Source organism: Snodgrassella sp. W8158, from assembly GCF_016100435.1.
Lineage (GTDB): Bacteria > Pseudomonadota > Gammaproteobacteria > Burkholderiales > Neisseriaceae > Snodgrassella > Snodgrassella alvi.
This window is the reverse complement of the sequence record NZ_JACFSM010000004.1, coordinates 127567-149979: the sequence shown is the minus strand read 5'-3', so window position 1 is coordinate 149979 and position 22413 is coordinate 127567. Positions and strand designations below refer to the sequence as shown.

At 44.1% G+C, this 22413-nt stretch carries 19 protein-coding genes; 12 read left to right on the top strand and 7 right to left on the bottom strand.

Features of this window, described 5'->3' with window-relative positions; translation table 11 throughout:
- Positions 1-6 precede the first annotated feature (6 nt).
- Together H3V11_RS09785 and H3V11_RS09780 are read left to right on the top strand one after the other, a co-directional pair.
- Positions 7-1194, top strand: coding sequence for a M20 aminoacylase family protein (locus H3V11_RS09785; RefSeq protein ID WP_198224705.1), 1188 nt, complete (start codon positions 7-9; stop codon positions 1192-1194).
- Between the two features lie 40 nt (positions 1195-1234).
- Positions 1235-2521: an MFS transporter gene (locus H3V11_RS09780; RefSeq protein WP_078474608.1), complete on the top strand. Its 1287-nt coding sequence runs from the start codon at positions 1235-1237 to the stop codon at positions 2519-2521.
- A gap of 61 nt (positions 2522-2582) precedes the next feature.
- On the opposite strand, the gene tkt is transcribed toward H3V11_RS09780, so the two are convergent.
- The gene (tkt, locus tag H3V11_RS09775; RefSeq protein ID WP_198224703.1) at positions 2583-4568 is read right to left on the bottom strand and encodes a transketolase; all 1986 of its coding nucleotides are present in this window, start codon (positions 4566-4568) and stop codon (positions 2583-2585) included.
- A 311-nt stretch (positions 4569-4879) separates the two neighbouring features.
- On the opposite strand from tkt, the gene H3V11_RS09770 reads away from it, so the two are divergent.
- The gene (locus H3V11_RS09770) at positions 4880-5197 is read left to right on the top strand and encodes a ComEA family DNA-binding protein (RefSeq protein WP_244912838.1); all 318 of its coding nucleotides are present in this window, start codon (positions 4880-4882) and stop codon (positions 5195-5197) included.
- A gap of 23 nt (positions 5198-5220) precedes the next feature.
- Here H3V11_RS09770 and H3V11_RS09765 read toward each other — a convergent pair whose 3' ends face one another.
- The gene (locus tag H3V11_RS09765; RefSeq protein ID WP_025329971.1) at positions 5221-6108 is read right to left on the bottom strand and encodes a LysR family transcriptional regulator; all 888 of its coding nucleotides are present in this window, start codon (positions 6106-6108) and stop codon (positions 5221-5223) included.
- Between the two features lie 235 nt (positions 6109-6343).
- Here H3V11_RS09765 and H3V11_RS09760 point away from each other — a divergent pair, with 235 nt between their 5' ends.
- The 6 genes from H3V11_RS09760 (at position 6344) to H3V11_RS09735 (ending at position 12062) form a co-directional block, all read left to right on the top strand.
- A complete protein-coding gene (locus H3V11_RS09760; RefSeq protein WP_025329972.1) occupies positions 6344-7708 on the top strand; it encodes a CitMHS family transporter in 1365 nt (454 codons plus the stop codon).
- 43 nt (positions 7709-7751) lie between these two features.
- Positions 7752-9089 carry an acyclic terpene utilization AtuA family protein gene (locus H3V11_RS09755; protein WP_037392080.1) on the top strand — a complete coding sequence of 446 codons (1338 nt, stop codon included), beginning with the start codon at positions 7752-7754 and terminating at the stop codon, positions 9087-9089.
- Positions 9090-9091: 2 nt separating this feature from the next.
- The gene (locus H3V11_RS09750) at positions 9092-9394 is read left to right on the top strand and encodes a hypothetical protein (protein ID WP_025329974.1); all 303 of its coding nucleotides are present in this window, start codon (positions 9092-9094) and stop codon (positions 9392-9394) included.
- A gap of 123 nt (positions 9395-9517) precedes the next feature.
- Positions 9518-10171 carry an acetate CoA-transferase subunit alpha gene (atoD, locus tag H3V11_RS09745; RefSeq protein WP_198224701.1) on the top strand — a complete coding sequence of 218 codons (654 nt, stop codon included), beginning with the start codon at positions 9518-9520 and terminating at the stop codon, positions 10169-10171.
- Positions 10172-10184: 13 nt separating this feature from the next.
- Complete coding sequence (locus tag H3V11_RS09740) at positions 10185-10850, top strand: 3-oxoacid CoA-transferase subunit B (protein WP_037392084.1); 666 nt, start codon at positions 10185-10187, stop codon at positions 10848-10850.
- A gap of 30 nt (positions 10851-10880) precedes the next feature.
- The gene (locus H3V11_RS09735; RefSeq protein ID WP_198224699.1) at positions 10881-12062 is read left to right on the top strand and encodes an acetyl-CoA C-acetyltransferase; all 1182 of its coding nucleotides are present in this window, start codon (positions 10881-10883) and stop codon (positions 12060-12062) included.
- Between the two features lie 120 nt (positions 12063-12182).
- Here the strand turns inward: H3V11_RS09735 and H3V11_RS09730 are convergent, their stop codons facing one another.
- The 3 genes from H3V11_RS09730 to H3V11_RS09720 all read right to left on the bottom strand — a co-directional run bounded on the left by H3V11_RS09730 (position 12183) and on the right by H3V11_RS09720 (position 13673).
- A complete protein-coding gene (locus H3V11_RS09730) occupies positions 12183-12653 on the bottom strand; it encodes an ester cyclase (protein WP_198224697.1) in 471 nt (156 codons plus the stop codon).
- 162 nt (positions 12654-12815) lie between these two features.
- Entirely contained in the window at positions 12816-13235 is a 420-nt protein-coding gene (locus H3V11_RS09725; RefSeq protein ID WP_198207710.1) for a GFA family protein, read from the bottom strand.
- 54 nt (positions 13236-13289) lie between these two features.
- Entirely contained in the window at positions 13290-13673 is a 384-nt protein-coding gene (locus tag H3V11_RS09720; RefSeq protein ID WP_198224695.1) for an MAPEG family protein, read from the bottom strand.
- Positions 13674-13925: 252 nt separating this feature from the next.
- Here H3V11_RS09720 and H3V11_RS09715 point away from each other — a divergent pair, with 252 nt between their 5' ends.
- The 3 genes from H3V11_RS09715 to H3V11_RS09705 all read left to right on the top strand — a co-directional run bounded on the left by H3V11_RS09715 (position 13926) and on the right by H3V11_RS09705 (position 18643).
- Entirely contained in the window at positions 13926-15101 is a 1176-nt protein-coding gene (locus H3V11_RS09715) for a phosphoglycerate kinase (RefSeq protein WP_198224693.1), read from the top strand.
- Between the two features lie 442 nt (positions 15102-15543).
- Positions 15544-17952 (top strand): membrane-bound PQQ-dependent dehydrogenase, glucose/quinate/shikimate family, encoded by a 2409-nt coding sequence (locus tag H3V11_RS09710; protein WP_198224691.1) that lies wholly within the window; start codon positions 15544-15546, stop codon positions 17950-17952.
- Positions 17953-18121: 169 nt separating this feature from the next.
- On the top strand, positions 18122-18643 hold the full coding sequence (locus H3V11_RS09705) for a Spy/CpxP family protein refolding chaperone (protein ID WP_084547751.1): 522 nt from the start codon (positions 18122-18124) through the stop codon (positions 18641-18643).
- 81 nt (positions 18644-18724) lie between these two features.
- On the opposite strand, the gene H3V11_RS09700 is transcribed toward H3V11_RS09705, so the two are convergent.
- Both H3V11_RS09700 and H3V11_RS09695 read right to left on the bottom strand, forming a co-directional pair.
- On the bottom strand, positions 18725-20806 hold the full coding sequence (locus H3V11_RS09700; protein WP_198224689.1) for a TonB-dependent receptor domain-containing protein: 2082 nt from the start codon (positions 20804-20806) through the stop codon (positions 18725-18727).
- 106 nt (positions 20807-20912) lie between these two features.
- A complete protein-coding gene (locus H3V11_RS09695; protein WP_198224687.1) occupies positions 20913-22229 on the bottom strand; it encodes a DUF445 domain-containing protein in 1317 nt (438 codons plus the stop codon).
- Between the last annotated feature and the right edge of the window lie 184 nt (positions 22230-22413).

Genomic DNA, 22413 nt, shown 5'->3' with positions numbered 1-22413 from the left:
ATGTTTATGAAAGAAATTCATGAGCTGATTGAAGCTGAGTTAAGTACTTTTGTTCAGCTGCGTCATGATATTCATCAACACCCTGAATTGGCTTTTGCAGAAAATCGAACCAGCGATAAAGTTGCCGGTTTGCTGGAGCAATGGGGATATAAAGTTGAACGGTGTATTGGTGGTACAGGTCTGGTAGCGCAACTTCAAGCTGGAAATGGTGACAGACGGATTGGTATTCGGGCTGATATGGATGCATTGCCGATTACTGAAGAAAGCGGTGTTGCGCATACAAGCCAGCATACAGGCAAAATGCATGCATGTGGTCATGATGGACATACTGTAATGCTACTGGCTGCGGCTAAGGTATTAGCCAGCAGAAAATCGTTTAATGGTACATTGAATCTGATTTTTCAGCCGGCGGAGGAATATGGCAAATCTGGTAGTGGTGCTATGCGGATGATTGCTGATGGTCTGTTTGAAAAATATCCGTGTGATGCCGTATATGGTATGCATAATATGCCGGGTTATCCGCAGGGACAGTTACATTTTTATGATGGCTGGATGATGGCTTCATCTGATGTGGCCACTATTACAGTAAAAGGTGTGGGCGGGCATGGCGCGAAACCGCACAATACGCATGATCCGATTGTGGCTGCTTCTTCTATCGTAATGGCTTTACAGACAATTGTGTCACGTAATGTCAGTCCGCTGGATTCGGCTGTGGTTACAGTGGGTATGTTTCATGCCGGTGTGGCGAATAATGTAATTCCTGAACAGGCTGAACTAAAGCTGACTGTGCGTTGCTTCAAGCCTGAAGTACGTAAGCTGTTACAGCAACGTATTGTGGCCATCGCTCAGGCTCAGGCACAAAGCTTTAATGTTGTGGCTGAAGTGGATTATCAGCATGGATATGCTCCTGTATTTAATACCAGTAAAGAAACTCAGTTTGCGCGTCAAGTAGCACGTGAAGTGGTAGCGGAAGAAAATATTGTCGATCAGACTGAACCAATGGCCGGAAGTGAAGATTTTGCATTTATGCTGGAAAAATGTCCGGGAAGTTATTTGTTTATTGGTAATGGTCTGAAAGAAGTGGATGCTGCTTCGGGTTTTGATTTGCATAATCCTTATTATGATTTCAATGATAAAAATATAGCTATTGGTGCGACATACTGGGTAGCACTGGCTGAGCGCTTTTTAAAATAAATCAGATTTGAATATTTAATAAAATAATTGGAGTAATGATATGAATACAGGACAAGTAGCTATAGAGCATAATAAGCCACCGGCGAAAGCGATTGCGGCGGCGGTGGCAGGGAATGCACTGGAATTTTATGATTTTATTATTTATTCATTTTTTGCAGTGTATATTGCGCAATCATTTTTTCCCTCAACCAATAATGATAAATACACCAGTTTGCTTGCTGCAGTAGCTGTATATGGTGTCGGTTTTTTTACGCGACCGTTGGGTGGTTTACTTATTGGTGCCTATGCAGACAAGAAAGGTCGTCGGGCAGCGATGATGCTGACTGTGGCATTAATCACGCTGGGAACACTGGGACTGGCTGTTACACCCAGCTATGAGGTGATCGGGATTGCAGCTCCTGTTATTGTGGTTATTGCACGTATGGTTCAGGGGCTGGCTTTAGGTGGAGAAGTAGGTCCGGCTTCAGCAATGCTGATTGAATCTGCTCCGCCAGATAAACGTGCTTTTTATGCCAGCTGGCAAATGGCCAGTCAGGGAATTGCGGTAGTGGTTGGTGGTTTGGTTGGTTTTACTGTTTCCAGTATTCTGACTCTGGAACAGTTGAATGCATGGGGCTGGCGCATCCCTTTTCTGATAAGTCTGGTATTAATTCCGATTGCTCTGTATATTCGCCGAGCCTTACCGGAAACACTGGAAGAACCGACTCATCACAGTGGTACTCAGATGATAAAAATCATATTTTCCCGTTATAGGAACGAGGTGATACTGGGAGTTATGGTGCTGATGTCGACGGCTATTACCGCTCAGGTAGGTAATTATATGACTACTTTTGCTATCGATACATTTAAACTTAAGCCAAATATTGCGCAAATCTGCACTACTTCGGGTGGGTTAATGATGTTTGTGTTTTCATTACTGGCAGGTATGCTGGCTGATAAATATGGTCGTAAAAGTATTATATTATGGCCACGGGTGGCTTTAATGTTGCTGATTGTGCCGATGTTTTATCTGTTGGTAAAAACTGAAAGTGTGGCGATGCTGTTGCTGGTAACAATGATGGTAACGTTGTTAACAGGGATGAGCGGTGCCAGTAGTTTAGTGGCTATTCCGGAAATGATACCGTTTAAACTACGCGCAACCGCTGTATCACTAATTTATGCTATTAGTATAACTTTGTTTGGTGGTACGGCACAATTTGTGATTACCTGGCTGATCAAGCATTTTGGTGCAGTATCGCCGGCTTATTATGTAGCAGGTACCAGTTTATTATCTGTAATAGCTATTCTGATGATGCCGGAAACACGTCATATAAATGTAAAAGATTAAATCTATCATAATGATATAAAAAATGCCGGCAAACAATGCCGGCGTTTTTTTATATGCTCATTTAAATGATATTTTTCACTACTTCAACAACCTGTTCGATAGTGAAACCAAATTCCTGAAAGAGTTTCTCAGCTGGTGCGGATTCACCAAAACGATTAATACCAATAATGGCACCATTCGTACCCACGTATTTGTACCATGAATCACTGACACCGGCTTCAATGGCAATACGAGGCAGATGAGCAGGTAAGACGCTGTCACGGTAGGCTTGATCCTGCTGATCAAAGATATGGGTATTAGGCATAGATACAACTGTTGTGGCAATACCTTGTTCAGCTAATTTGCTCTGAGCATTGATAGCCAGCTCCACTTCAGATCCTGTGGCAATAAGTACTGCCTGTGCAGCCTTTGTATCGGGTGCTTTCAGTACATAGCCGCCACGACGGATATTGGCTAGCTGCTGGTTATCTCGGGGCATAAATGGTAACCCCTGACGGCTGAATATCAGGCAACTGGGGTGATTGGTTGCAGCGGCGGCATCTGCCCACGCTATCAGTGATTCGGCACTGTCACACGGTCGCCATACACTCATGTTCGGAATCAGACGCAGGGTGGCAATTTGTTCAACCGGCTGGTGTGTCGGACCATCTTCTCCCAAGCCGATAGAATCGTGTGTGAATACAAATATTGGGTTGATTTTCATTAGTGCAGCCATGCGCAAAGCATTACGGGCGTATTCACTGAACATCAGGAAAGTAGCTCCGAATGGTTTGATACCACCGTGCAGGCTCAAACCATTCATAATGGCTGCCATACCAAATTCTCGCACGCCATAATGGATGTAATTGCCGCCACTGGTGGCTGTCACGGCAGTACTGCCAGACCAGTTAGTCAGGTTTGAGGGGGTAAGATCTGCAGATCCGCCTACAAATTCAGGTAGAATTTGTGCCAGAATTTCGATGCTATTCTGACTGGCTTTGCGGGTGGCCACTTTTTCAGCTTTGCTGCATATTTCATTTAATGCATTTTGAACGTGTTCTGCAAAATTTTCCGGCAGTTTACCGTCCATGCGGCGAATAAATTCAGCTGCTTCAGCAGGGTATTGTTGCTGATACCGGTTAAATAGATTTTGCCACTGCTGTTCCAGTTGAGTACCGGCTTTAACCGCACTCCAGTCGTCATAGATTTCCTGCGGAATGGTAAATGGTCCATGTGTCCAGTTCAGAGCAGCGCGGGTAGCGGCAATTTCTTCGGCACCTAATGGTGCGCCATGGGTTTTATGGCTGCCTTCTTTGTTAGCGGCACCTTTGCCGATTCTGGTTTTGCAGCAGATAATTGATGGTTTCTCGGTTTCGGCTTTTGCTGCGGTAATGGCTGCACGGATAGCAGCTTCATCATGGCCGTCTACATTGGCAACTGTGTGCCAGCCGTAAGAGGTAAAGCGTTCAGGAATGTTTTCGCTGAACCAATTGTCTACTTTGCCATCAATTGAGATGTTGTTGTCATCATACAGAACAATGAGTTTGCCCAGTTTAAGCGTGCCGGCCAGTGAACATACTTCATGGGATATTCCTTCCATCAGACAGCCATCGCCGACAAATACGTAAGTATGGTGATCAACAATATTCAAGCCCGGTTTATTAAATCGGGCAGCCAGAATTTTTTCTGCTAGTGCCATACCAACGGCATTACCAATTCCTTGTCCAAGTGGTCCGGTTGTGGTTTCTACACCATCAGTGTAGCCATATTCCGGATGTCCCGGGGTCTTACTGTGCAGCTGGCGAAAGTTTTTCAGATCTTCAATACTGAGATTGTAACCGCTCAGATGCAGCAGACTATACAGCAGCATGGATGCGTGTCCGTTCGAAAGGATGAAACGGTCGCGGTTGTAAAACTTGGGGTTAGCTGGATTGTGTTGCAGGAATTCGCGCCACACTACAGTAGCCATTTCGGCCATACCCATTGGTGCGCCCGGATGCCCTGAGTTAGCCTGTTCAATTGCGTCCATTGCCAGGAAGCGAATAGCATTAGCGAGATGTGAAGCCATGAAGTTGCCTTTTGATGAGGGAATTGCTGGTTGCGATAGCGATGTGAGTTAATGGACTGTACTCCGCCGCAAGAGACAAAGGTTATCCAGTGCGAATTATCCTGAATCTGCACAAACCTTTCAAGGAAAGACTGTTTTTATCTGATTTTGATGGTTTGAAAAAGGGATAGTTAAGTTGGGATATTCATAATAGTATCGTACTTTTATTAATTAAAATAATGATTGCATAATTTGAGTCTATATTTTATGCTATTGTCAATTTATAAGTATGATTTGATCAGCACATCTTATCAATCAAAGGAGAATACAGAGTGCAAAAGATTTGTATGATTCTGGTACTGTTGTTTGCTATGGTTTCAGTGTGGGCTGCTGTTAATATTAATACTGCTTCTTCACAGCAGTTACAATCTTTACCGAATATTGGTGCAGTTAAAGCGCAGGCAATTATTGATTATCGTAATGCGCATGGTCCTTTTCATTCCACGGAAGATATTATGCGAGTAAAAGGCATTGGTAAGGCAACTTATGAAAAATTGCAAAATGATATTAGTGTCAGTGGTGTAACGATTAATTCGAACCCAGCTTCTAAATATCGTCGTGCTGTACCGGCTACCGCTGCATCCAGATAGTATTAGCTATCTGCATATACTTTTTAGTCTCTGAATATATTGGCTTTAATGTGATGATAAAAATTCTCAGCCTGCGGTGATAGTTTGCGTTCTTTATGTTTAATCAGATAAATGGACCGTTCCAGATTCATGTCTCTGACATCTCTGACTACGAGATTTTTATGTTCAAATTGAAATAATGTTAATCTCGGCACTATGCCAATGCCGTAATTAGCCGCTACCAGTCCCATCATGGTGGTGAGCTGGCTAACTTCTACTACATAATTTATTCCGAATAAATCTACAATTTTATCAACAAAATGGCGAATGCTGGTGCCTTTAGTAAATCCAATCATGCCATATTCTAGTAAATCTTTTAATTCAATATCTGCTTTGCTGGCCAGTGGATGATTGATATGACATATGAGATGGAACTTGTCAGAAAAAAGGAACTCAGCAGAAATTTCAGTTAAAGAGGGAGATTTTGCGGTTAACGCCAGTTCTGCATGTCCTTGTAACAGGGCTTGCAGGCACAAATCCCATTGTGTATCGAGTAATTCAACTTGGACATTGGCATGCTGATGATGAAAAGTAGCCAGCAGCTGTGAAACCCATTGTACGACGATAGACGGCATAACTGCCAGTACCAGTTTTTCCTTATGATTATTGGCATGTGAGCGGATTTCTTTGGTAGTGCGCTCATAGGCAAACATGAGTTCACGTGCCAGTTTGATGAAGTGGATTCCGTCTTCATTAAGCTGAACTTTACGGGTATCCCTGTCAAACAGGCGGTAGCCGATTTCCTGTTCCAGATTGGCAATCAGGCTACTGAATGCAGGCTGAGACAAATGGATCTTCTGGGCTGCACGAGTGAAGTTATCTTCTTCTACCAGCGCCAGAAAGGCTTTTATCTGCTTGATTGATATATTCATATAGCATTATTTGCCGTATTTTAATCCATATTGCTATCTACAATAGCATATTTAGCGTTAATACATATTGAGTTTTATCAAATTTTTCATATGCTGCCGGATTTATCGAATTTGTTTATTAATCGATTTTTATTATCGATTAGACAGGGTGTGTCGTTATGGTGAGAATGCAAAGGCTTTCTTAAATATTTATTCATTTATTCTTTTTTAATAATAACCCAAAAAGGGGATTCTTATGCTGGCTTTAGTAGGCATATTAACTATTGCAACTTTGCTATTTTGCATTATGAGCAAGCGGTTATCGCCAATAGTCGCTTTGATTATTATTCCTATTCTAGGGGCTGTAATCGCACTATATATCGTACCGTTGTTTCAGGGTAGTCTGGATGTAGTACCTCATTACACCGTTATACCAAAAATGGTGGTAACAGGAATATCCAAACTGGCACCTATGGCAGCGATGTTTGTGTTTGCCATTATTTTCTTCGGTGTGGTAAGTGATGCCGGGATGTTTGATCCGATTATTGCCAAGATTCTGAAGGTGGTAGGTACTAATCCCAAGAGAATTATTATTGGTACTGGTGTTCTGGCACTGATTGCGCATCTGGATGGTAACGGAGCAGTGACATTTCTGATTACAGTACCGGCCATGCTACCTTTATATAACAAACTTGGTATTGATAAGCGAATTCTTGCCGGGATTACAGCACTGAGTGCCGGTGTAAATTTCCTGCCATGGACCGGACCGATGATTCGTGCTTCCGCAGCACTGGAGGTATCTACACATGATCTGTTTACGCCACTGATTCCGGCGCAGATTTGCGGGCTGGCATTTATGGTGTTTATGGGCTGGTACTGGGGACGCAAAGAAGAAAAACGCTTAGGTCTGGCCGGAGCCGGTGCTGGTGCAGTAATCGGTGGTGAAAATGAAGAAACAGCAACACATTTTGCGCCAAAAGAATTAACCGAAGAAGAGCAAAAGCTGCGTCGGCCGCATTTATTCTGGGCGAATATTACTCTGGTGATTCTGGTAATTACGGGTATGGTAGCCACAAAAATATCACCAGTGGTTATTTTTATGGTGGCCTGCTGTATTGCGCTGACATTAAATTACCGCAAGCCTGCTGAACAATCTGCACGGATTAATGCTCATGCTAAGGGCGCGCTGATGATGGCATCCATTTTGTTTGCTGCCGGTGTGTTCACAGGCATTATGGGTGAATCCGGTATGCTCAAAGCTATGGCAAATTCAGCCGGTCATTTTGTACCTGATAGTTTGTCTTCTCATATTCCGTTTATTGTCAGTCTGGTAGCAATGCCGCTGAGTCTGGTGTTTGACCCTGATTCCTATTATTTCGGCATTATGCCGGTGGTGGCCAATATTGGTGGTTTCCCGCCTATTCAGGTAGCTCAGGCTTCTTTACTTGGACAGATGACTACTGGTTTCCCGGTTAGTCCGCTGACTCCGGCTACCTTCCTGTTGTGCAGTCTGTCCGGCGTGGATTTGGCTGACCATCAGAAATTCTCTATTCCGATACTTTGGCTGGCTTCTATCGTGATGGCTGTAGGTGCGATGTTATTCGGAGTATTCCCGATATAAACAGGTTGTTTTTAAGTTGTTGAATGTAAAAAGGATATGACATATGAAAAAAATCAGAATTGGTTGTGGTGCCGGATATGGTGGCGACCGGATTGAACCGGCTGTAGAGCTGGCGGAAAAAGGGGATATTCAGTATCTGGTATTTGAATGTCTGGCTGAACGCACGATTGCTATCGGTCAGCGCCAGAAAAAGCATAATCCGGAAACCGGTTTTAATGAATTACTGGCAGCGCGTATGCAGGCAGTATTACCGGCCTGTCTGGAAAAGGGAATCAAGATTGTTACTAATATGGGTTCTGCCAATCCGCGTGCAGCAGCCAAAGTAACTGCCGAAATCGCACGTTCTCTGGGCGCAAAAAATCTGAAAATTGCCATTATTGAAGGCGATGATGTTTACGAACAGGTTATGCAGCAGGATCTGCCACTGGATGAGTTACAAAAACCGGTTTCACAATGCGGTAAGAAAATTGTTTCAGCCAATGCTTATATCGGCGCTGAACCAATGGTACAGGCGCTGGACAATGGTGCTGATATTGTTATTGCCGGCCGTGTTTCTGACCCGTCTCTGTTCCTGTCAATCATGATGCATGAGTTTAAATGGGGTGCAGAAGATTGGGAGCATCTGGGTAAGGGCACTATTCTGGGACACTTGCTTGAGTGTGCCGGCCAGATTACTGGTGGTTATTTTGCTGATCCGGGTTACCGCGATGTACCTGATCTGGCACGTCTGGGCTTTCCGATTGCCGAAATCAGTGCCGATGGTGATGCAGTAATTACTAAAGTTGAGGGCTCTGGCGGCATGGTTACTCCTGATACCTGTAAGGAACAGATGCTGTATGAAATTCATCGCCCGGATGAATATAAAACACCGGATGTCACCGCAGATTTCACGCAGGTAACCTTTACACAAGTAGGTAAAGACCGTGTTGCTGTTACTGGCGGTACAGGTCGTGCCCGTCCTGAGACGCTGAAGGTATCTGTAGGTTATGAAGATGGTTTTATTGGTGAGGGTGAGATGAGCTATGCCGGTCCGGGAGCGGTAGAGCGCGGTCGTCTGGCACTGGCCATCGTAAAAGAGCGGTTTGAAATCGCACATGCAGAACCACAAGAGGTGCGTTTTGATCTGATTGGTATTGATTCTCTGCACGGTGCAACTTTGTCACAGAGCAGCCAGCCGTATGAAGTTCGTGTGCGTGTAGCCGGACGTTTCGCAACTAAAGCTGCGGCAGCAGTTGTGGGTAATGAAGTTGAAGCTTTATATACCAATGGTCCGGCCGGCGGCGGCGGTGCTATGAAATCTGTAAAAGAAATTGTGGCTATGGATTCAACATTTATTCCCCGTAATCTGGTGACAACCAGTATTGACTATCTGGAGGTTTGATAATGAAGTTACGTGAAATTGCACACTCTCGTACTGGTGATAAAGGTAATACTTCAAATATTTCGGTAATTGCTTATCGACCTGAAGATTATGAACGTATTAAAGCAGCAGTGACTGCGGAAAAGGTTAAAGCGTTTTTTGCAGACATCGTGACTGGTGATGTCGTGCGCTATGAATTACCGAATATTGGTGCACTGAATTTTGTTATGTATGGTGCTTTGGGTGGCGGTGTTACCCGTACGCTGGCACATGATATGCATGGTAAAGGTTTGAGTGCAGCAATTCTGGATATGGACATTGAGTAATTAATCACTTGCCGGCGGTGCTTTTCAGGGTATCGCCGGCAAATCAAATATTGTCATAGATCTATAACAAAATCAGTTGTTATGTATTTGTCCGGTCTTTGGTTTATCTCAGGTTAGAAGAGTATGAAAACAAAACAGCTCAGTTTAGCGGATGTAAAAAATCATCTGTGGGATGGAATGACCATTATGTTTGGCGGTTTTATGGGAATCGGTACCCCCGCCAGATTGGTACAGGCTATTCTGGATTCAGGGGTTAAGAATTTAACTATTATTGGAAATGATACTGCGTTTGTAGAAACCGGTGTCGGCCCGCTGATTACGAATAATCGTGTCAAAAAAGTTATTACTTCGCATATCGGTACTAATCCGGAAACCGGTAAGAAAATGATTGCCGGTGAGATTGAAGTTGAACTGGTACCGCAGGGTACGCTGGCAGAGCGGATTCGTGCTGCCGGCGCAGGTTTGGGTGGTGTGCTGACACCTACTGGATTGGGAACAATTGTCGAAGAAGGCAAACAGAAAATCGCGGTAAATGGACAGGAATACCTGCTTGAATTGCCATTACAGGCTGATCTGGCCATTGTGGAAGCAAAAACGGCAGATAAGTTGGGTAATCTGGTGTATGAACTGTCTGCTCAGAATTTTAATCCGCTGGTTGCTCTGGCTGCGAAAAAGGTAATTGTTGAAGCAGGCAATGTGGTTGAAGTGGGTGAGATTTCACCTGATGCGGCGACTACACCGGCAGCGCTGGTTGATTATATTGTTTATCCGGAATAAAGGAAGAGTCACCATGAATGCAAAAGAATTAATTGCACGCAGAATTGCATTGGAATTCAATGACGGGGATGTGGTGAATCTGGGTATTGGTCTGCCGACTCAGGTAGCCAATTATGTACCGGAAGATATTCATATTACTTTGCAGTCTGAAAACGGTTTTCTCGGTCTGGCTGCACTGGACCCTGAAAAAGCCAATCCTAATCTGGTGAATGCAGGTGGTCAGCCATGTGGTATTGCTGCCGGCGGTTGTACTTTTGACAGTGCATTTTCATTTGCACTGATTCGCGGCGGCCATGTTGATGCTTGTGTACTGGGTGGTCTGGAAGTCGATCAGCAGGCAAATCTGGCAAACTGGATGGTGCCGGGAAAAATGGTACCGGGCATGGGTGGTGCAATGGATCTGGTAACTGGTTCGCGCCGGGTTATTATTGGTATGGAGCATTGTACTAAAAATGGTGAATCCAAAATTCTGAAAGAATGTACTTTACCGCTAACAGCAAAAAACAAAGTTAATCTGATTGTTACTGAATTAGCTGTGTTTGGTTTTAAAGACGGACAACTGGTTTTACTGGAACATGCCCCAGGCGTTGATCTGGAAACAATTAAGGCTAAAACTCAGGCTGAATTTACTGTGGCTGAAGATTTCCGTGAAATGGCAATCAGCCAGCGTGGTTTATAGGCTGGTAACAGTCAGATTTAGGAGTTGAATATGGAAAATGCAGTTATTGTCAGTGCAGCGCGTACGCCTGTAGGCAGCTTTAATGGTTCGCTGGCCAGTGTAGGTACGGTAGATTTGGGTAAGCTGGTTATTGCTGAAGCTTTAAACCGTGCCGGTGTTGAAAGCGGGCTGGTTGATGAAGTAGTGATGGGTAATGTGCTGCAGGCCGGGCTGGGACAGAATCCGGCACGACAGGCAGCCCTGGCAGCCGGACTGGCTGATAGTGTACCAGCATATACTGTTAATAAAGTATGCGGTTCGGGATTAAAAACGGTAGCACTGGCCGCTCAGTCTATTGCTGCGCAGAATGCAGAGGTAGTGATAGCCGGCGGTATGGAAAATATGACGCGGGCACCATATCTGCTGGATAGCCGTGCACGCTGGGGCTATCGTATGGGTAATCAGCAGGTAATTGATACTATGGTACACGACGGGCTGACCTGCGCTACCAATCATTATCATATGGGGATTACTGCTGAAAATATTGCACAGAAATATCAGATCAGCCGGCAGGAACAGGATGAGCTGGCTTTACGTTCTCAGCAGCTGGCTGCGCAGGCGGTTGCAGCCGGTGTATTTGATGCAGAAATTGTGCCCGTAACAATTAAGTCACGTAAAGGTGAGACTGTATTTGCGCGTGATGAATATCCGCGGGCAGAGGCAACTGCTGAAGCACTGGCTAAATTGAAACCGGCATTCAGTGCCGATGGAACGGTGACTGCCGGCAACTCATCAGGAATTAATGATGGTGCTGCTGCTGTGTTGGTGATGGCGGAAAGCAAAGCAAAAGAACTCGGATTACAGCCTCTGGCACGTATTCGCAGTTATGCCAGTGCTGGTATCAGTCCTGCACTGATGGGACTGGGACCTGTACCTGCGACACAGAAAGCTTTGCAGAAGGCCGGTCTGGCACTGACAGATATTGATTTGGTAGAGGCAAATGAAGCTTTTGCTGCACAATTCCTCGGAGTAGGTCGCGAATTGCATTTTGATATGGATAAGACCAATATCCATGGTGGTGCGATCGCGATTGGTCATCCGATTGGAGCCAGTGGTACCCGCATTCTGGTAAGTCTGTTATATGGTATGCAGGCAAAAGATGTTCAGTTCGGGCTGGCTACGCTGTGTATCGGCGGCGGTCAGGGTATTGCAATGATTGTTGAGCGTATGTAATACAGTTTAATTTCACTGAATATCCAATTGAAAACAGACTATATATTAAACATATATAGTCTGTTTTTGCTTGAACGAAGAAAGCGCCGTTAAGGCGCTTATAAGTTGTCGGATTAATCATTAAAACATCGTATTATTATTTTCTGCCTGCTCTGGTACATTTTGAATCACATCCCAATGCTCAACTATTTTTCCATCTTTAACTCGGAATATATCAACTACTGCTTTACCAAGATCATCTTTATTGATTTTAGAATGGACATGTAACCATACTATATCGCCCTCCACAGATGAACGAATTATGATGGCACTTGATTGCGGATTTTGTTTAAAGAAATCTTCGAAATAAGTAATCGCAGGTGTTCTACCATTAGCGACATAAGGATTATGTTGTTTATAATCTTCAGCCAGTGTTTTTGTTGCCTCGGCAAGTTTATGTTTATTAAAGAAGTTATTATAAAAATTGATAACTAGTGTACGATTTTTTTCTTCTTGAGCGATATTTCTTTGCTTTAGATCTTTTGCTGCGACAACACCTGTGAAACTCAACAAACAAATACCAATTAAAAAGCTTTTTTTAATTACATTCATACCAACTCCAATTCCTATTTTTATTTTAATTTAGATAAATTCTATCTATAATGCGTTATTAATCTATAATGCATACCGCTTGAATGGTCGCAATTAAACTAAATAAAACAATATAGTTATTTATTCGGATAAGAGCTGTTGGATAGACTAATCCGGTCGTGATTATTTCTGCTGCTCTGCTATCATTTGCTGAATATCAGCTTCGGTCAGGTTATGTGTCTGATTGGCGAAAGAATAGCATTCCGGTTTGTTATCTATATAAACCTGAAGATTGAAATCCAGGGCATCAGGCTGGTTAAGTGTCCATGCGGCTATGTAGTATTGGTTGCTATTTTTTAAGTGATAATACAGATGAGTACCGCACTCTGAGCAAAATCCGCGTTCCGCCCATTCTGATGAATTGTAATTTTTGATGAATTCTGTATTTTCAAACTGAATCTTACCATTATGCATAATCGTCATCAGCGGACCTGCACTCCATTTGCGGCAGGTGCTGCAATGGCAGGCACTCAGTGAGTGGTTATCTGTTTCCAGAGAAAATTTAACTTTGCCGCAAAGACATGAACCTGATTGTTTGCTCATATACTCCCCCTTTATTGCAGATTGAATTATCAAAATTACTTGCCAGTATTGTATTCAGATTGCAGCTATGTAAAGCGCAATGATACAGATAACGCCCACTCCCCAGATACATGAACGGGCAAAAGATTTATCTTTAATGTAAAAATAAAAATAACCTAGGCGACTGAGAATAAACAATACGCTCCAGAAGTTAATGGTGAACTGGGCAGCGTTATCAGTTGCATGGGCAATAATGACCGCAGCAGCGAAAGGTGCAAATATTTCGTAACCATTTTGCTGTGCAGCATTAGCACGTGCAGCTTTACCCTGTACTTTAGCCATAAATTCACGGGGCTGATGATTATCATCAGCTTTAAAACCACCACTTTTTTTAGCATAAGATGCTGCAATCCATGGCAGAAGCATGGCTATTAAAACACACCAGTAAGCAAGAGTCATAATGTTGTACCTCGGTAGTATGTGTGTACTGCAATTAAATAAATTATGTAATGAGGCTGGTTAAGTACGGGCAGTTTTATCCTGTCTGTGACTTTACCCTATGGGTAAATTATAAGATAATTTAAAGTTTTTCAAGCTTTTTGTGATTTATAACTATTTTATCTGTTTGTGATGCGCTGATGTTGTCATTCTTTGGGAGGTACGGAGTGATATAGCAAATTTATCAGCGTTTTTTATTGCGGGAACTCAACCATGTTGTTTAAAAAGTTAGCTGATCAGGATGTGTCTGGCAAGACCGTTGTGATTCGGGTAGACATGAATGTGCCTATTAAAGATGGTGTTATTGTTGATGATACGCGTATTCGTGCTTCTTTAGCTTCGATTCGTTTTTGTTTGCAGCAGGGTGCAGCTGTTGTGGTGCTGACACATCTGGGACGGCCGAAAGCCGGCGCTCCAAAACCGGAAGACAGTGTTGCTCCGGTGGCGCAGCGATTAGGAGAATTATTAGGTCAGAATGTCAGTGTGGCAGAAGACTGGCGTGAACACAAACCACAGTTGCAGGCCGGATATGTAATCATGCTGCCTAATGTTCGTCTGAATATCGGCGAGAAGGAAAATGACCAAGCTCTGGCTGCAGCTTATGCTGCGCTTGGTGATATCTATGTTAATGATGCTTTTGGTACTGCACATCGTGCAGAAGCATCTACAGCCGCAGTCGCAGAATTTGCACCGCTGGCCTGTGCCGGTATGCTGCTGACAGCTGAACTGGAAGCGTTAACTCATGCAGTACAGAATCCGCAGGCTCCGGTAGTGGCTATTGTGGGCGGAAGTAAAGTATCAACTAAACTGACGATTCTGGAAAGTCTGGCCGATAAGGTGGATCATTTAATTGTAGGTGGCGGAATTGCCAATACATTTTTACTGGCAAAGGGACTGCCTGTAGGGCAATCGCTGGCTGAAGCTGATCTGGTTGATAGTGCACGGCAGATTATGGCTAAGATAGCTGCTAAGGGCGGTGATATTCCTTTGCCTGTTGATGTGGTGGTAGCCAAACGTTTTGCTGCTGATGCAGCAGCTGAAATTAAAAACGTAGCCGATGTGGCCGAAGACGATATGATTCTGGATATTGGTCCGCAATCAGCACAGAGACTGGCTGAGATGATGAAAGAGGCAAAAACGATTGTCTGGAATGGTCCTGTAGGTGTATTCGAATTTGCTGCATTTGCTCATGGTACTAAGGTGCTGGCAAAGGCAATTGCTGATAGTGATGCTTATTCAATTGCCGGTGGCGGTGATACGCTGGCTGCAATTGCTCAGTTTGGTATTACTGATGATATCAGTTATATCAGTACCGGTGGCGGGGCATTTCTGGAGTTTCTTGAAGGTAAGACTTTACCGGCCGTTGCCGCGCTGATTGCACGAGCCTGATTGCTAATTTTATTTATCGGCATCGTTACAGATGCTTTTTTAGGCGAAATTGCTTAATACCGCAATTTCGCTTTTTTCATGTCTGTTGTTTTTATGATGATTCAATAGCATAAGAAGTTACCTCCTTTTCGGCAGAAACATATTTTGTTGTATGTAAATAAAACTCGGATTGTGCTGAGATAAGTACATTATTCGGACATCCATCCTGTATTAAAAAACCGAATGTTAATTTTTTGACAATTGATTATTTAAAAATTAATAATTTAATTTATTTGTAAACTTTAATATATTTGTGTTTATTTAAGGTATTTTTTGTATTTGTTAATTTGTAAATAACTAATTTTAAATAATTTAAAAGTATGGCTGCCTGATAAGTAAAGCTTTATGTACTTTGCATGTTGGTTGGCAATATTTATTCACACATTCAGGTTAGGAGTAGTTGATGTCTGGTTCTTCAGGAAGTTGCTGGCGTAATCTGCCACGCTGGCTGCTTGTATTGATATTGCTGGCTGGCGGTCTGGCGCTAGGCTATGGCGGAATTAAGCTATTGATACTGGGTGGTTCGGGCTATTATTTACTGGCTGGTATTGCTTATCTGGTACTTGCGATAATGGTTGGTTTGCGTAAGTCTTATACTGCCTTGTTTTCGCTGGCAGTGTTTGTGGCAACGCTAATCTGGGCATTAACAGATGCAACGGAGTTAACTTATTGGGCTCTGATGCCGCGTCTGGTTATACCTGCACTGTTTCTTATGATGACTTTGTGGTCGGGCAGTGGCTATCAGGGTGTTTCAGCTTCCGGCCGCCGTTTTTATAATTTTAGCGGTGTTGTTATATTTCTGGCTTTACTGGCCACGCTGATTGCGTCGTTTTATCCGCATGGTCAGATTCGTAATCAGGTTAATATCAGTGAGAATGCTGATGCGGCACATGAAAATGCTCAAAATCCGTCTGACTGGGCATTTTTTGGCAGAAATCAGCACGGTACCCGCTTTGCGCCGTATACCCAGATAAATCCGGATAATGTGCGTAATCTGCAGGTAGCATGGACATTTCATACTGGTCGCCGTACTTCCGGTAAAGCAATCGGTGTAGACGAAAATACACCATTGCAGATTGGTGACAAGCTGTATTCATGCACACCGGAAAATTTGGTATCTGCAATTGATGCGGATACTGGTAAGCTAATCTGGCGCTTTGATCCTAAAGCACGTACTGCGGAGCATGTAACCTGCCGCGGGGTAGGCTATTATGATATGGATAAGGATGATAGCCTGACCAATGCTGAAAAAGCCGCTTATACTCAGTCTTTATGCCGGCGCAGAATTGTTGTATCTACAGTGGATGCACGTCTGTTTACCCTGGATGCAGATAAAGGGACGTTATGTCCGGGTTTTGGTGACAATGGTTATGTGAATCTCAAGGCTTATATGGGGCCGACTGAAAACAGTAAGCGCTATCATCCGACTTCTCTGCCGGTAATGATGGGACATTTAACTGTTGTAGGCGGCTGGGTTCGCGATATTGTTCATGGTGAACCATCTGGTGCGGTACGGGCATTTGATGTACGTGACGGTAAGCTGGTGTGGACATGGGATATTGGTAAACCTGAGGGGCTGGCTAAGCCTGGTCAGAATTACACACTTGAAACACCTAATGTCTGGACTATTCCTACTTATGATAAAGAACTGAATCTGGTTTATTTACCAACCGGCAATGGACCGCCGGATTACTGGGGTGGTGACCGCAATCATATTAAGGAAAAATTCGGGGCAGCAGTGGTTGCTCTGGATGCCAGCACCGGTAAATTACGCTGGGTACGTCAGCTGGTTCACCATGATGTATGGGATTATGATTTGCCTTCTCAACCTGTACTGTATGATGTTACCAATGATAAAGGCCAGAAAATTCCTGCTCTGATTCAAACTACTAAAACCGGGCAGATTTTTGTAATTGACCGGCGAAACGGGGAATTTGTCACTAAAGTTGTGGAAAGCCCTGTACCTACAGCTCCGGCAGCCGAAGGTGAACATTTGTCTGCTACGCAGCCTGATTCTGTGGGTATGCCCAATATTGGTAATGAGCCGCTGACTGAACGCAGTATGTGGGGTATCACACCGTTTGACCAGTTATATTGCCGTATTCTGTTTAAGAATTCTGTATACAAAGGCCGGTTTACGCCACCGGGTGCACAGCCGTATATTGAATGGCCAAGTCTGCTTGGCGGCATGAACTGGGGTGGTATCTCAATTGATGAATCACGGAATCTGATGTTTGTGAACGATATGCGCATGGCACTGCGTATGCAGTTGGTTACCCGTGAGGAGGCAAAACAGTTCAAGGTTTCTACTGATGAAGTACCGGGATTTATGGGTACGATTCGGCCGCAGGTTGCCGGTATTTATGGCGGTGTGAAAATCGATATTCTGCAATCTCCGCTGGGTGTACCATGTCAGCAGCCGCCATTTGGTACGCTGAGTGCCATTGATTTGAACACCAAGCAGCTAGTATGGCAGGTGCCAATGGGCACAGTTCAGGATACCGGACCTCTGAATATTAAGACAAAACAGCCAATGCCGATTGGTATGCCTACGCTGGGCGGTCCGACAGCCACTGCCTCCGGTCTGGTATTTTTTGCCGGTACGCAGGATTATTATCTGCGTGCAATAGATGCCAAAACCGGTAAGGAAGTTTGGAAAGCACGCCTGCCAGTGGGTTCGGTTGCTGCTCCGCTGATTTATGTCTCTCCGAAAACTGGTAAGGAGTATGTGGTTATTTCAGCCGGCGGTACCAGCCATTCAAATGATGTTGGTGACTATGTAATTGCTTATGCGTTGCCGGATAAAAAGTAAATCTGACCGGCACTAAAAAACAGCACCTGGGACGGGTGCTGTTTTTTAAAGAATTAATAAAATTGTTTACTAATTAATTTCAATTATATTCATGATTTTACATACTACTATGAAATACTGTTTGTTAAATATGAATGTATTCTTAACTCAAATAACAAGGAGTTGTGTTATGAAAACTTTTATCCGTGTAGTAACGCTTGCTGCTTTGTCTTCAATGAGTATGGGTGCTTTTGCTGCTGCCGGAACAGAACAGCCGCCGACAGCAGTAGTCACTGAAACTGAAACAGTGGTTGTGCATGAGCAGAAACCGGTTTTGGGTCCGGTAAATCCACATTCAATTTTGCCTCAGTTGAATTTAAGTAATCAGCAAAGGGCACTGGTACAGAAAATTGATCATCAGTATGCTAGCCAGCGTCCGCTTATGAGCAATGAAAATCGTCAGATTCTGGCTAATTTGCAACAGGAGCGTAAAAATCTGGTAGTAAATAAGCAATTTGATGATGTTAAAGCTAAAAATATGATTGCACAGGAACAGCGTCTTTGGGCTGAACAGCAACAGGCACGTGCTGATTATGATTTTTTACAGTTAAAACGCGAACATGATATCTATCAGATTCTGACTCCGAAACAGCAACAGCAATATTGGCGTTTGCGTCAGCAACAGAAGTTGCTGCACTCCAAAGCGCGATAATTTATTGTTACTGTAGTTCGGTTTTGTGATTTAAAACCCCGCATAGCGGGGTTTTTATTTTTCTCTGGTAAGAAATCTTTATCAGAATTTAATCTGTGCCCGTGCCCACAGTGTACGTCCTGGCTCGTTAACACGGTATTGTTGTACGGAATAGGTGTCGAAATCATAAGCAGATTTATTTACTGCTTCGGCATAGGTTTTGTTAAAAACATTGTCGATACCGATTTGTACCAGCATATTTTTACCGGGTTTCCAGCCGGCATTTAATGCCAGTGTCCCAAAGCCGCTGCTCTGACCTAAGTCCATGCCAACAATGTTGCCCTGATTTTTGGCATAGCGGTGCTGACTGGTCGCAACACGCCACAAGGCACCGGCGCTGAAATGCTCGTTTTCCCAGTTGAGGTAAGTACGCCATTCCAGTGGCGGGGTTTGTGCCAGTGGTTGTTTATCACTGCGGTTACTGGCATAGGTATAGGCGAGGCTGCCGCCAAGATTCCAGTGTGGTGCGAACTGCCAGTTGGTTCTGGCTTCGAAGCCATAGCGGCGTGCATCTATCTGGCGGGCTGAATTTTTGCTGTTAATGCTTTCAATCAGAATAAAATCATTGATTTGTCCTGCAAAAATATCAATTGAACTGCTGATGCTGTTACCTTGATAACTTAAACCGGCATCGATTTCATGGTTGGTTTCTTTACGCAATTTTTCGCCGTTGGCTTTACTGCGTTCCCAGTAATCAGGAGCACGCTCGGCAATACCATAGCCGAGATAGCTGGTTAGTTTATTGTTGCGGTGTTCCAGACGGATAAAACCGGCATTCAGTCCCTGATGCTGGCGTAAATACTTTGAGGCAATGGCATTTTTCTGCGGATTAAATAGGGTACTGGTCCAGTCATGACGAAAACCGCCAAAGAGACTGTTATTATCATTTATATTCCATTCACTCTGAATATAGGCACCGTGACGTTTATAAGTCTGGTTCCAGATAAAGGGCAGTTTGTAATAATTTTCTGCCTGCTGTTTATTGGTACTCATTACCATAGGCCGGGTGCTGACTTCATCATTCTGCCAGTCTGCACCGATTTCACTGTGTGTATTTCCCAGCTCTATCTGTGCTGACAATTTAGCTGATTTAATTTCACGCGAAGGATTCATTACTGAATACATGCGGCGTACCGGCATGGTGGTATGCATACCATTCATATTGGGCATATCCGATGCCATTTTGCTCATACCGGAAGCCATTTTCATCGGTGCAGGAGTACGCAGACTGAAATTATCCATCACATGGTCGATTTTGCTGCGACCATATTCAAACTGTAGCTGACTCAGCCAGTTGGTGATATTTTGCTGGCGCAATTTCATTGACCAGCCATGGCGGTCGAACTGGGTGCCGTCCATACTGCGGTCGGCATAGCGGGCATGGCCGGTGCTGTGTTCATATTGTACAGCCAGCAGGGTGTCAGTAAATGGGGTAAGAGCTGCCTGAGCCATCTGATTATTGCGTTTGAATGCAGAATGAATGGTGTCTCCATTACCGTCTTTGTAATCTTTAGACTCATTGTGACTGGCATTAAGCCGCAGCCAGCCGTACTGATTACCTAGTGTACCGTCGATATAAGCATCACTGCGCCCGAATGATCCTTTTGTAAAGGCACTGTCTAATTTGGCAGTGGGCTGCGATAGTGGTTTTTCATCACGGATAAAACGTACAGAACCGCTAATCATTCCCGGCCCCTGATTAACTGCTTGTGGTCCCTTGGTAATAATGACTCTGTCGTAGCTGGCCGGAAACAGATAGGAGGTGGGCGGGTCCATGCGTCCGGGACAGCCGCCCAGTACAAACTGGTCGTCAGCACTGATCAGCAGGCGTGAACCGCCCAGACCGCGTAGCAGGGGATCACCGGAGCTGCCGCCTTTACGCGTGACACTCATTCCTGCAACTGATTTAAGTAAATCAGCACCGTCCTGTGCGGGTAAAGGCTGAAGGGCTGTTTTGGGGTTGATTACTTCAACTCCCGAGGTACTTTGTTTGGAAGCGACCACCACTACCGGACTTAATTCTGCTGTATGCGCTTCTGTATTTTCTGGTTGTGGCTGGGCACGAACTGTAGAAATAAGACAGGACAGAGCTAAGAAGAAAAGAGATTTGTCACGATAATGCATGGGAGTGCCTGAATGGCTGAAATAATTTAATTTATTATATCTTAAAAAATATAAATGAATCTTTGAATAAATTTAATTTTTTAACTCAATGTAATTTTATGTATGTTCAGGCGGCTATCCATTGAGATGCAATATAAATAAGCAGACCGATGCAACCGCCAACAAGCGTGCCATTGATACGAATGAACTGTAAATCACGCCCGACACTCAATTCGAGTTTATCAACCATTTGTTTACTGTCCCAGCTTTTGACTTTATCGGCAATGAACTGACTGACGCGATTTTTATACTGGCGAGTGATGAGTTTTGCACACAATGTAATTCGGGTATCCAGACGCTGCATAAATCGCGGGTTTTGCATGGCTTGTTGCTGTATATGGGTAGATAACCGGCCAAGCTGCTGCTGCCACCATGAATTACTCTGGCTGGTATCGTGTTCACTCCATGCCACAAAACTATCCCATAAATCCATTATGCTTTGTTGCAATGCTGTAGAGCGCAGCAGTTGCTGCCGTCCGGCCGCAAGCCATCTGTGCCAGCTCCGGCTGCGACGTAATTTGCGTTCGGTAACGAGAAGCTGTTTTCGGCAGGCGCGCCAGAAAGAATGCTTTGGGTTCGCCAATACCGCATCTATATAGGAGTCTGCCCAATCGAGTGCTTTGCCGGCGACCCAGTCATCAATACGTGCAGTCAGTGTCGTTTTCAGCGAAGCCTTAAATTTATCCCAAGTACTGGGATCGCTTTTTTCAATTTTACTTACCCAAGATAACAGACTTTTTTCAAGTTGTGCCCGTGTCTGTTCGTTTTGCAGCCATTGGCGTATTTGTTGCAGTAAAGATCGTATCAGCAGTGTATCAATACCTTGTTTATGGATTAAATGAAGAAAGTTAGCCAGTGTTTTGCCCAGACGGGCACCGCTGTACTGGGTGTTTAGTAGCTGACTACAAAATCCGGCTACTTCACGGGCACTGGCGGTATTTAACAGCAGCGGAATCTGGCTGGTCAGAACAGGCAGCCATTTTTGCTGATTTTGCGGAGCACATAGCCATTGCAGGGTTCTTCTGGCCGGATGCATATGATAGATGCGTCCGGCAATTGCTTTATCCTGTAAAAAATTATTTTCAATAAAATGTCCGAATTCATTGGCAATTCTTTCCTGTTTCTGAGGCAGAATTGCGGTATGAGGAATAGGCAGACCAAGGGGATGGCGAAACAGGGCAGTAACTGCGAACCAGTCTGCCAGTGCACCTACCATGGCGGCTTCGGTAAATGCTTTAAGATAGACCAGAGCCGGATATTGTTTTTGCAGCAGGCAGCTTAAAACAAATAAAACACAGGCAATAATCAGCAAACTGGTAGCCAGTATTCGCATGCGTCGCAGACGCTGGCGCTGTATCAGACTGGTAATAGTGGCTGTGTTCATAATATCGGTGTGTTTCAGATATCCGGATAAAATTTTTCAGTATATAAGCTTACTGGTTAATTGGTCTTGTTGCCGGTGTGATTTCCTGAATTTACTCAACTGAATAAAAGTATCAATCTTAATAAGGGAGAAATAGCCGGTAGTTAAAGGTTGGTATCGTTAGCTGGATTTGATTTTATAATAA

Bases quoted from the DNA above. Each gene is read 5' to 3' on its own strand.
- H3V11_RS09785 (WP_198224705.1), top strand. From the start codon at position 7: ATGAAAGAAATTCATGAGCTGATTGAAGCTGAGTTAAGTACTTTTGTT.
- H3V11_RS09780 (WP_078474608.1), top strand. From the start codon at position 1,235: ATGAATACAGGACAAGTAGCTATAGAGCATAATAAGCCACCGGCGAAA.
- tkt (WP_198224703.1), bottom strand. From the start codon at position 4,568: ATGGCTTCACATCTCGCTAATGCTATTCGCTTCCTGGCAATGGACGCA.
- H3V11_RS09765 (WP_025329971.1), bottom strand. From the start codon at position 6,108: ATGAATATATCAATCAAGCAGATAAAAGCCTTTCTGGCGCTGGTAGAA.
- H3V11_RS09760 (WP_025329972.1), top strand. From the start codon at position 6,344: ATGCTGGCTTTAGTAGGCATATTAACTATTGCAACTTTGCTATTTTGC.
- H3V11_RS09755 (WP_037392080.1), top strand. From the start codon at position 7,752: ATGAAAAAAATCAGAATTGGTTGTGGTGCCGGATATGGTGGCGACCGG.
- H3V11_RS09750 (WP_025329974.1), top strand. From the start codon at position 9,092: ATGAAGTTACGTGAAATTGCACACTCTCGTACTGGTGATAAAGGTAAT.
- atoD (WP_198224701.1), top strand. From the start codon at position 9,518: ATGAAAACAAAACAGCTCAGTTTAGCGGATGTAAAAAATCATCTGTGG.
- H3V11_RS09740 (WP_037392084.1), top strand. From the start codon at position 10,185: ATGAATGCAAAAGAATTAATTGCACGCAGAATTGCATTGGAATTCAAT.
- H3V11_RS09735 (WP_198224699.1), top strand. From the start codon at position 10,881: ATGGAAAATGCAGTTATTGTCAGTGCAGCGCGTACGCCTGTAGGCAGC.
- H3V11_RS09730 (WP_198224697.1), bottom strand. From the start codon at position 12,653: ATGAATGTAATTAAAAAAAGCTTTTTAATTGGTATTTGTTTGTTGAGT.
- H3V11_RS09725 (WP_198207710.1), bottom strand. From the start codon at position 13,235: ATGAGCAAACAATCAGGTTCATGTCTTTGCGGCAAAGTTAAATTTTCT.
- H3V11_RS09720 (WP_198224695.1), bottom strand. From the start codon at position 13,673: ATGACTCTTGCTTACTGGTGTGTTTTAATAGCCATGCTTCTGCCATGG.
- H3V11_RS09715 (WP_198224693.1), top strand. From the start codon at position 13,926: ATGTTGTTTAAAAAGTTAGCTGATCAGGATGTGTCTGGCAAGACCGTT.
- H3V11_RS09710 (WP_198224691.1), top strand. From the start codon at position 15,544: ATGTCTGGTTCTTCAGGAAGTTGCTGGCGTAATCTGCCACGCTGGCTG.
- H3V11_RS09705 (WP_084547751.1), top strand. From the start codon at position 18,122: ATGAAAACTTTTATCCGTGTAGTAACGCTTGCTGCTTTGTCTTCAATG.
- H3V11_RS09700 (WP_198224689.1), bottom strand. From the start codon at position 20,806: ATGCATTATCGTGACAAATCTCTTTTCTTCTTAGCTCTGTCCTGTCTT.
- H3V11_RS09695 (WP_198224687.1), bottom strand. From the start codon at position 22,229: ATGAACACAGCCACTATTACCAGTCTGATACAGCGCCAGCGTCTGCGA.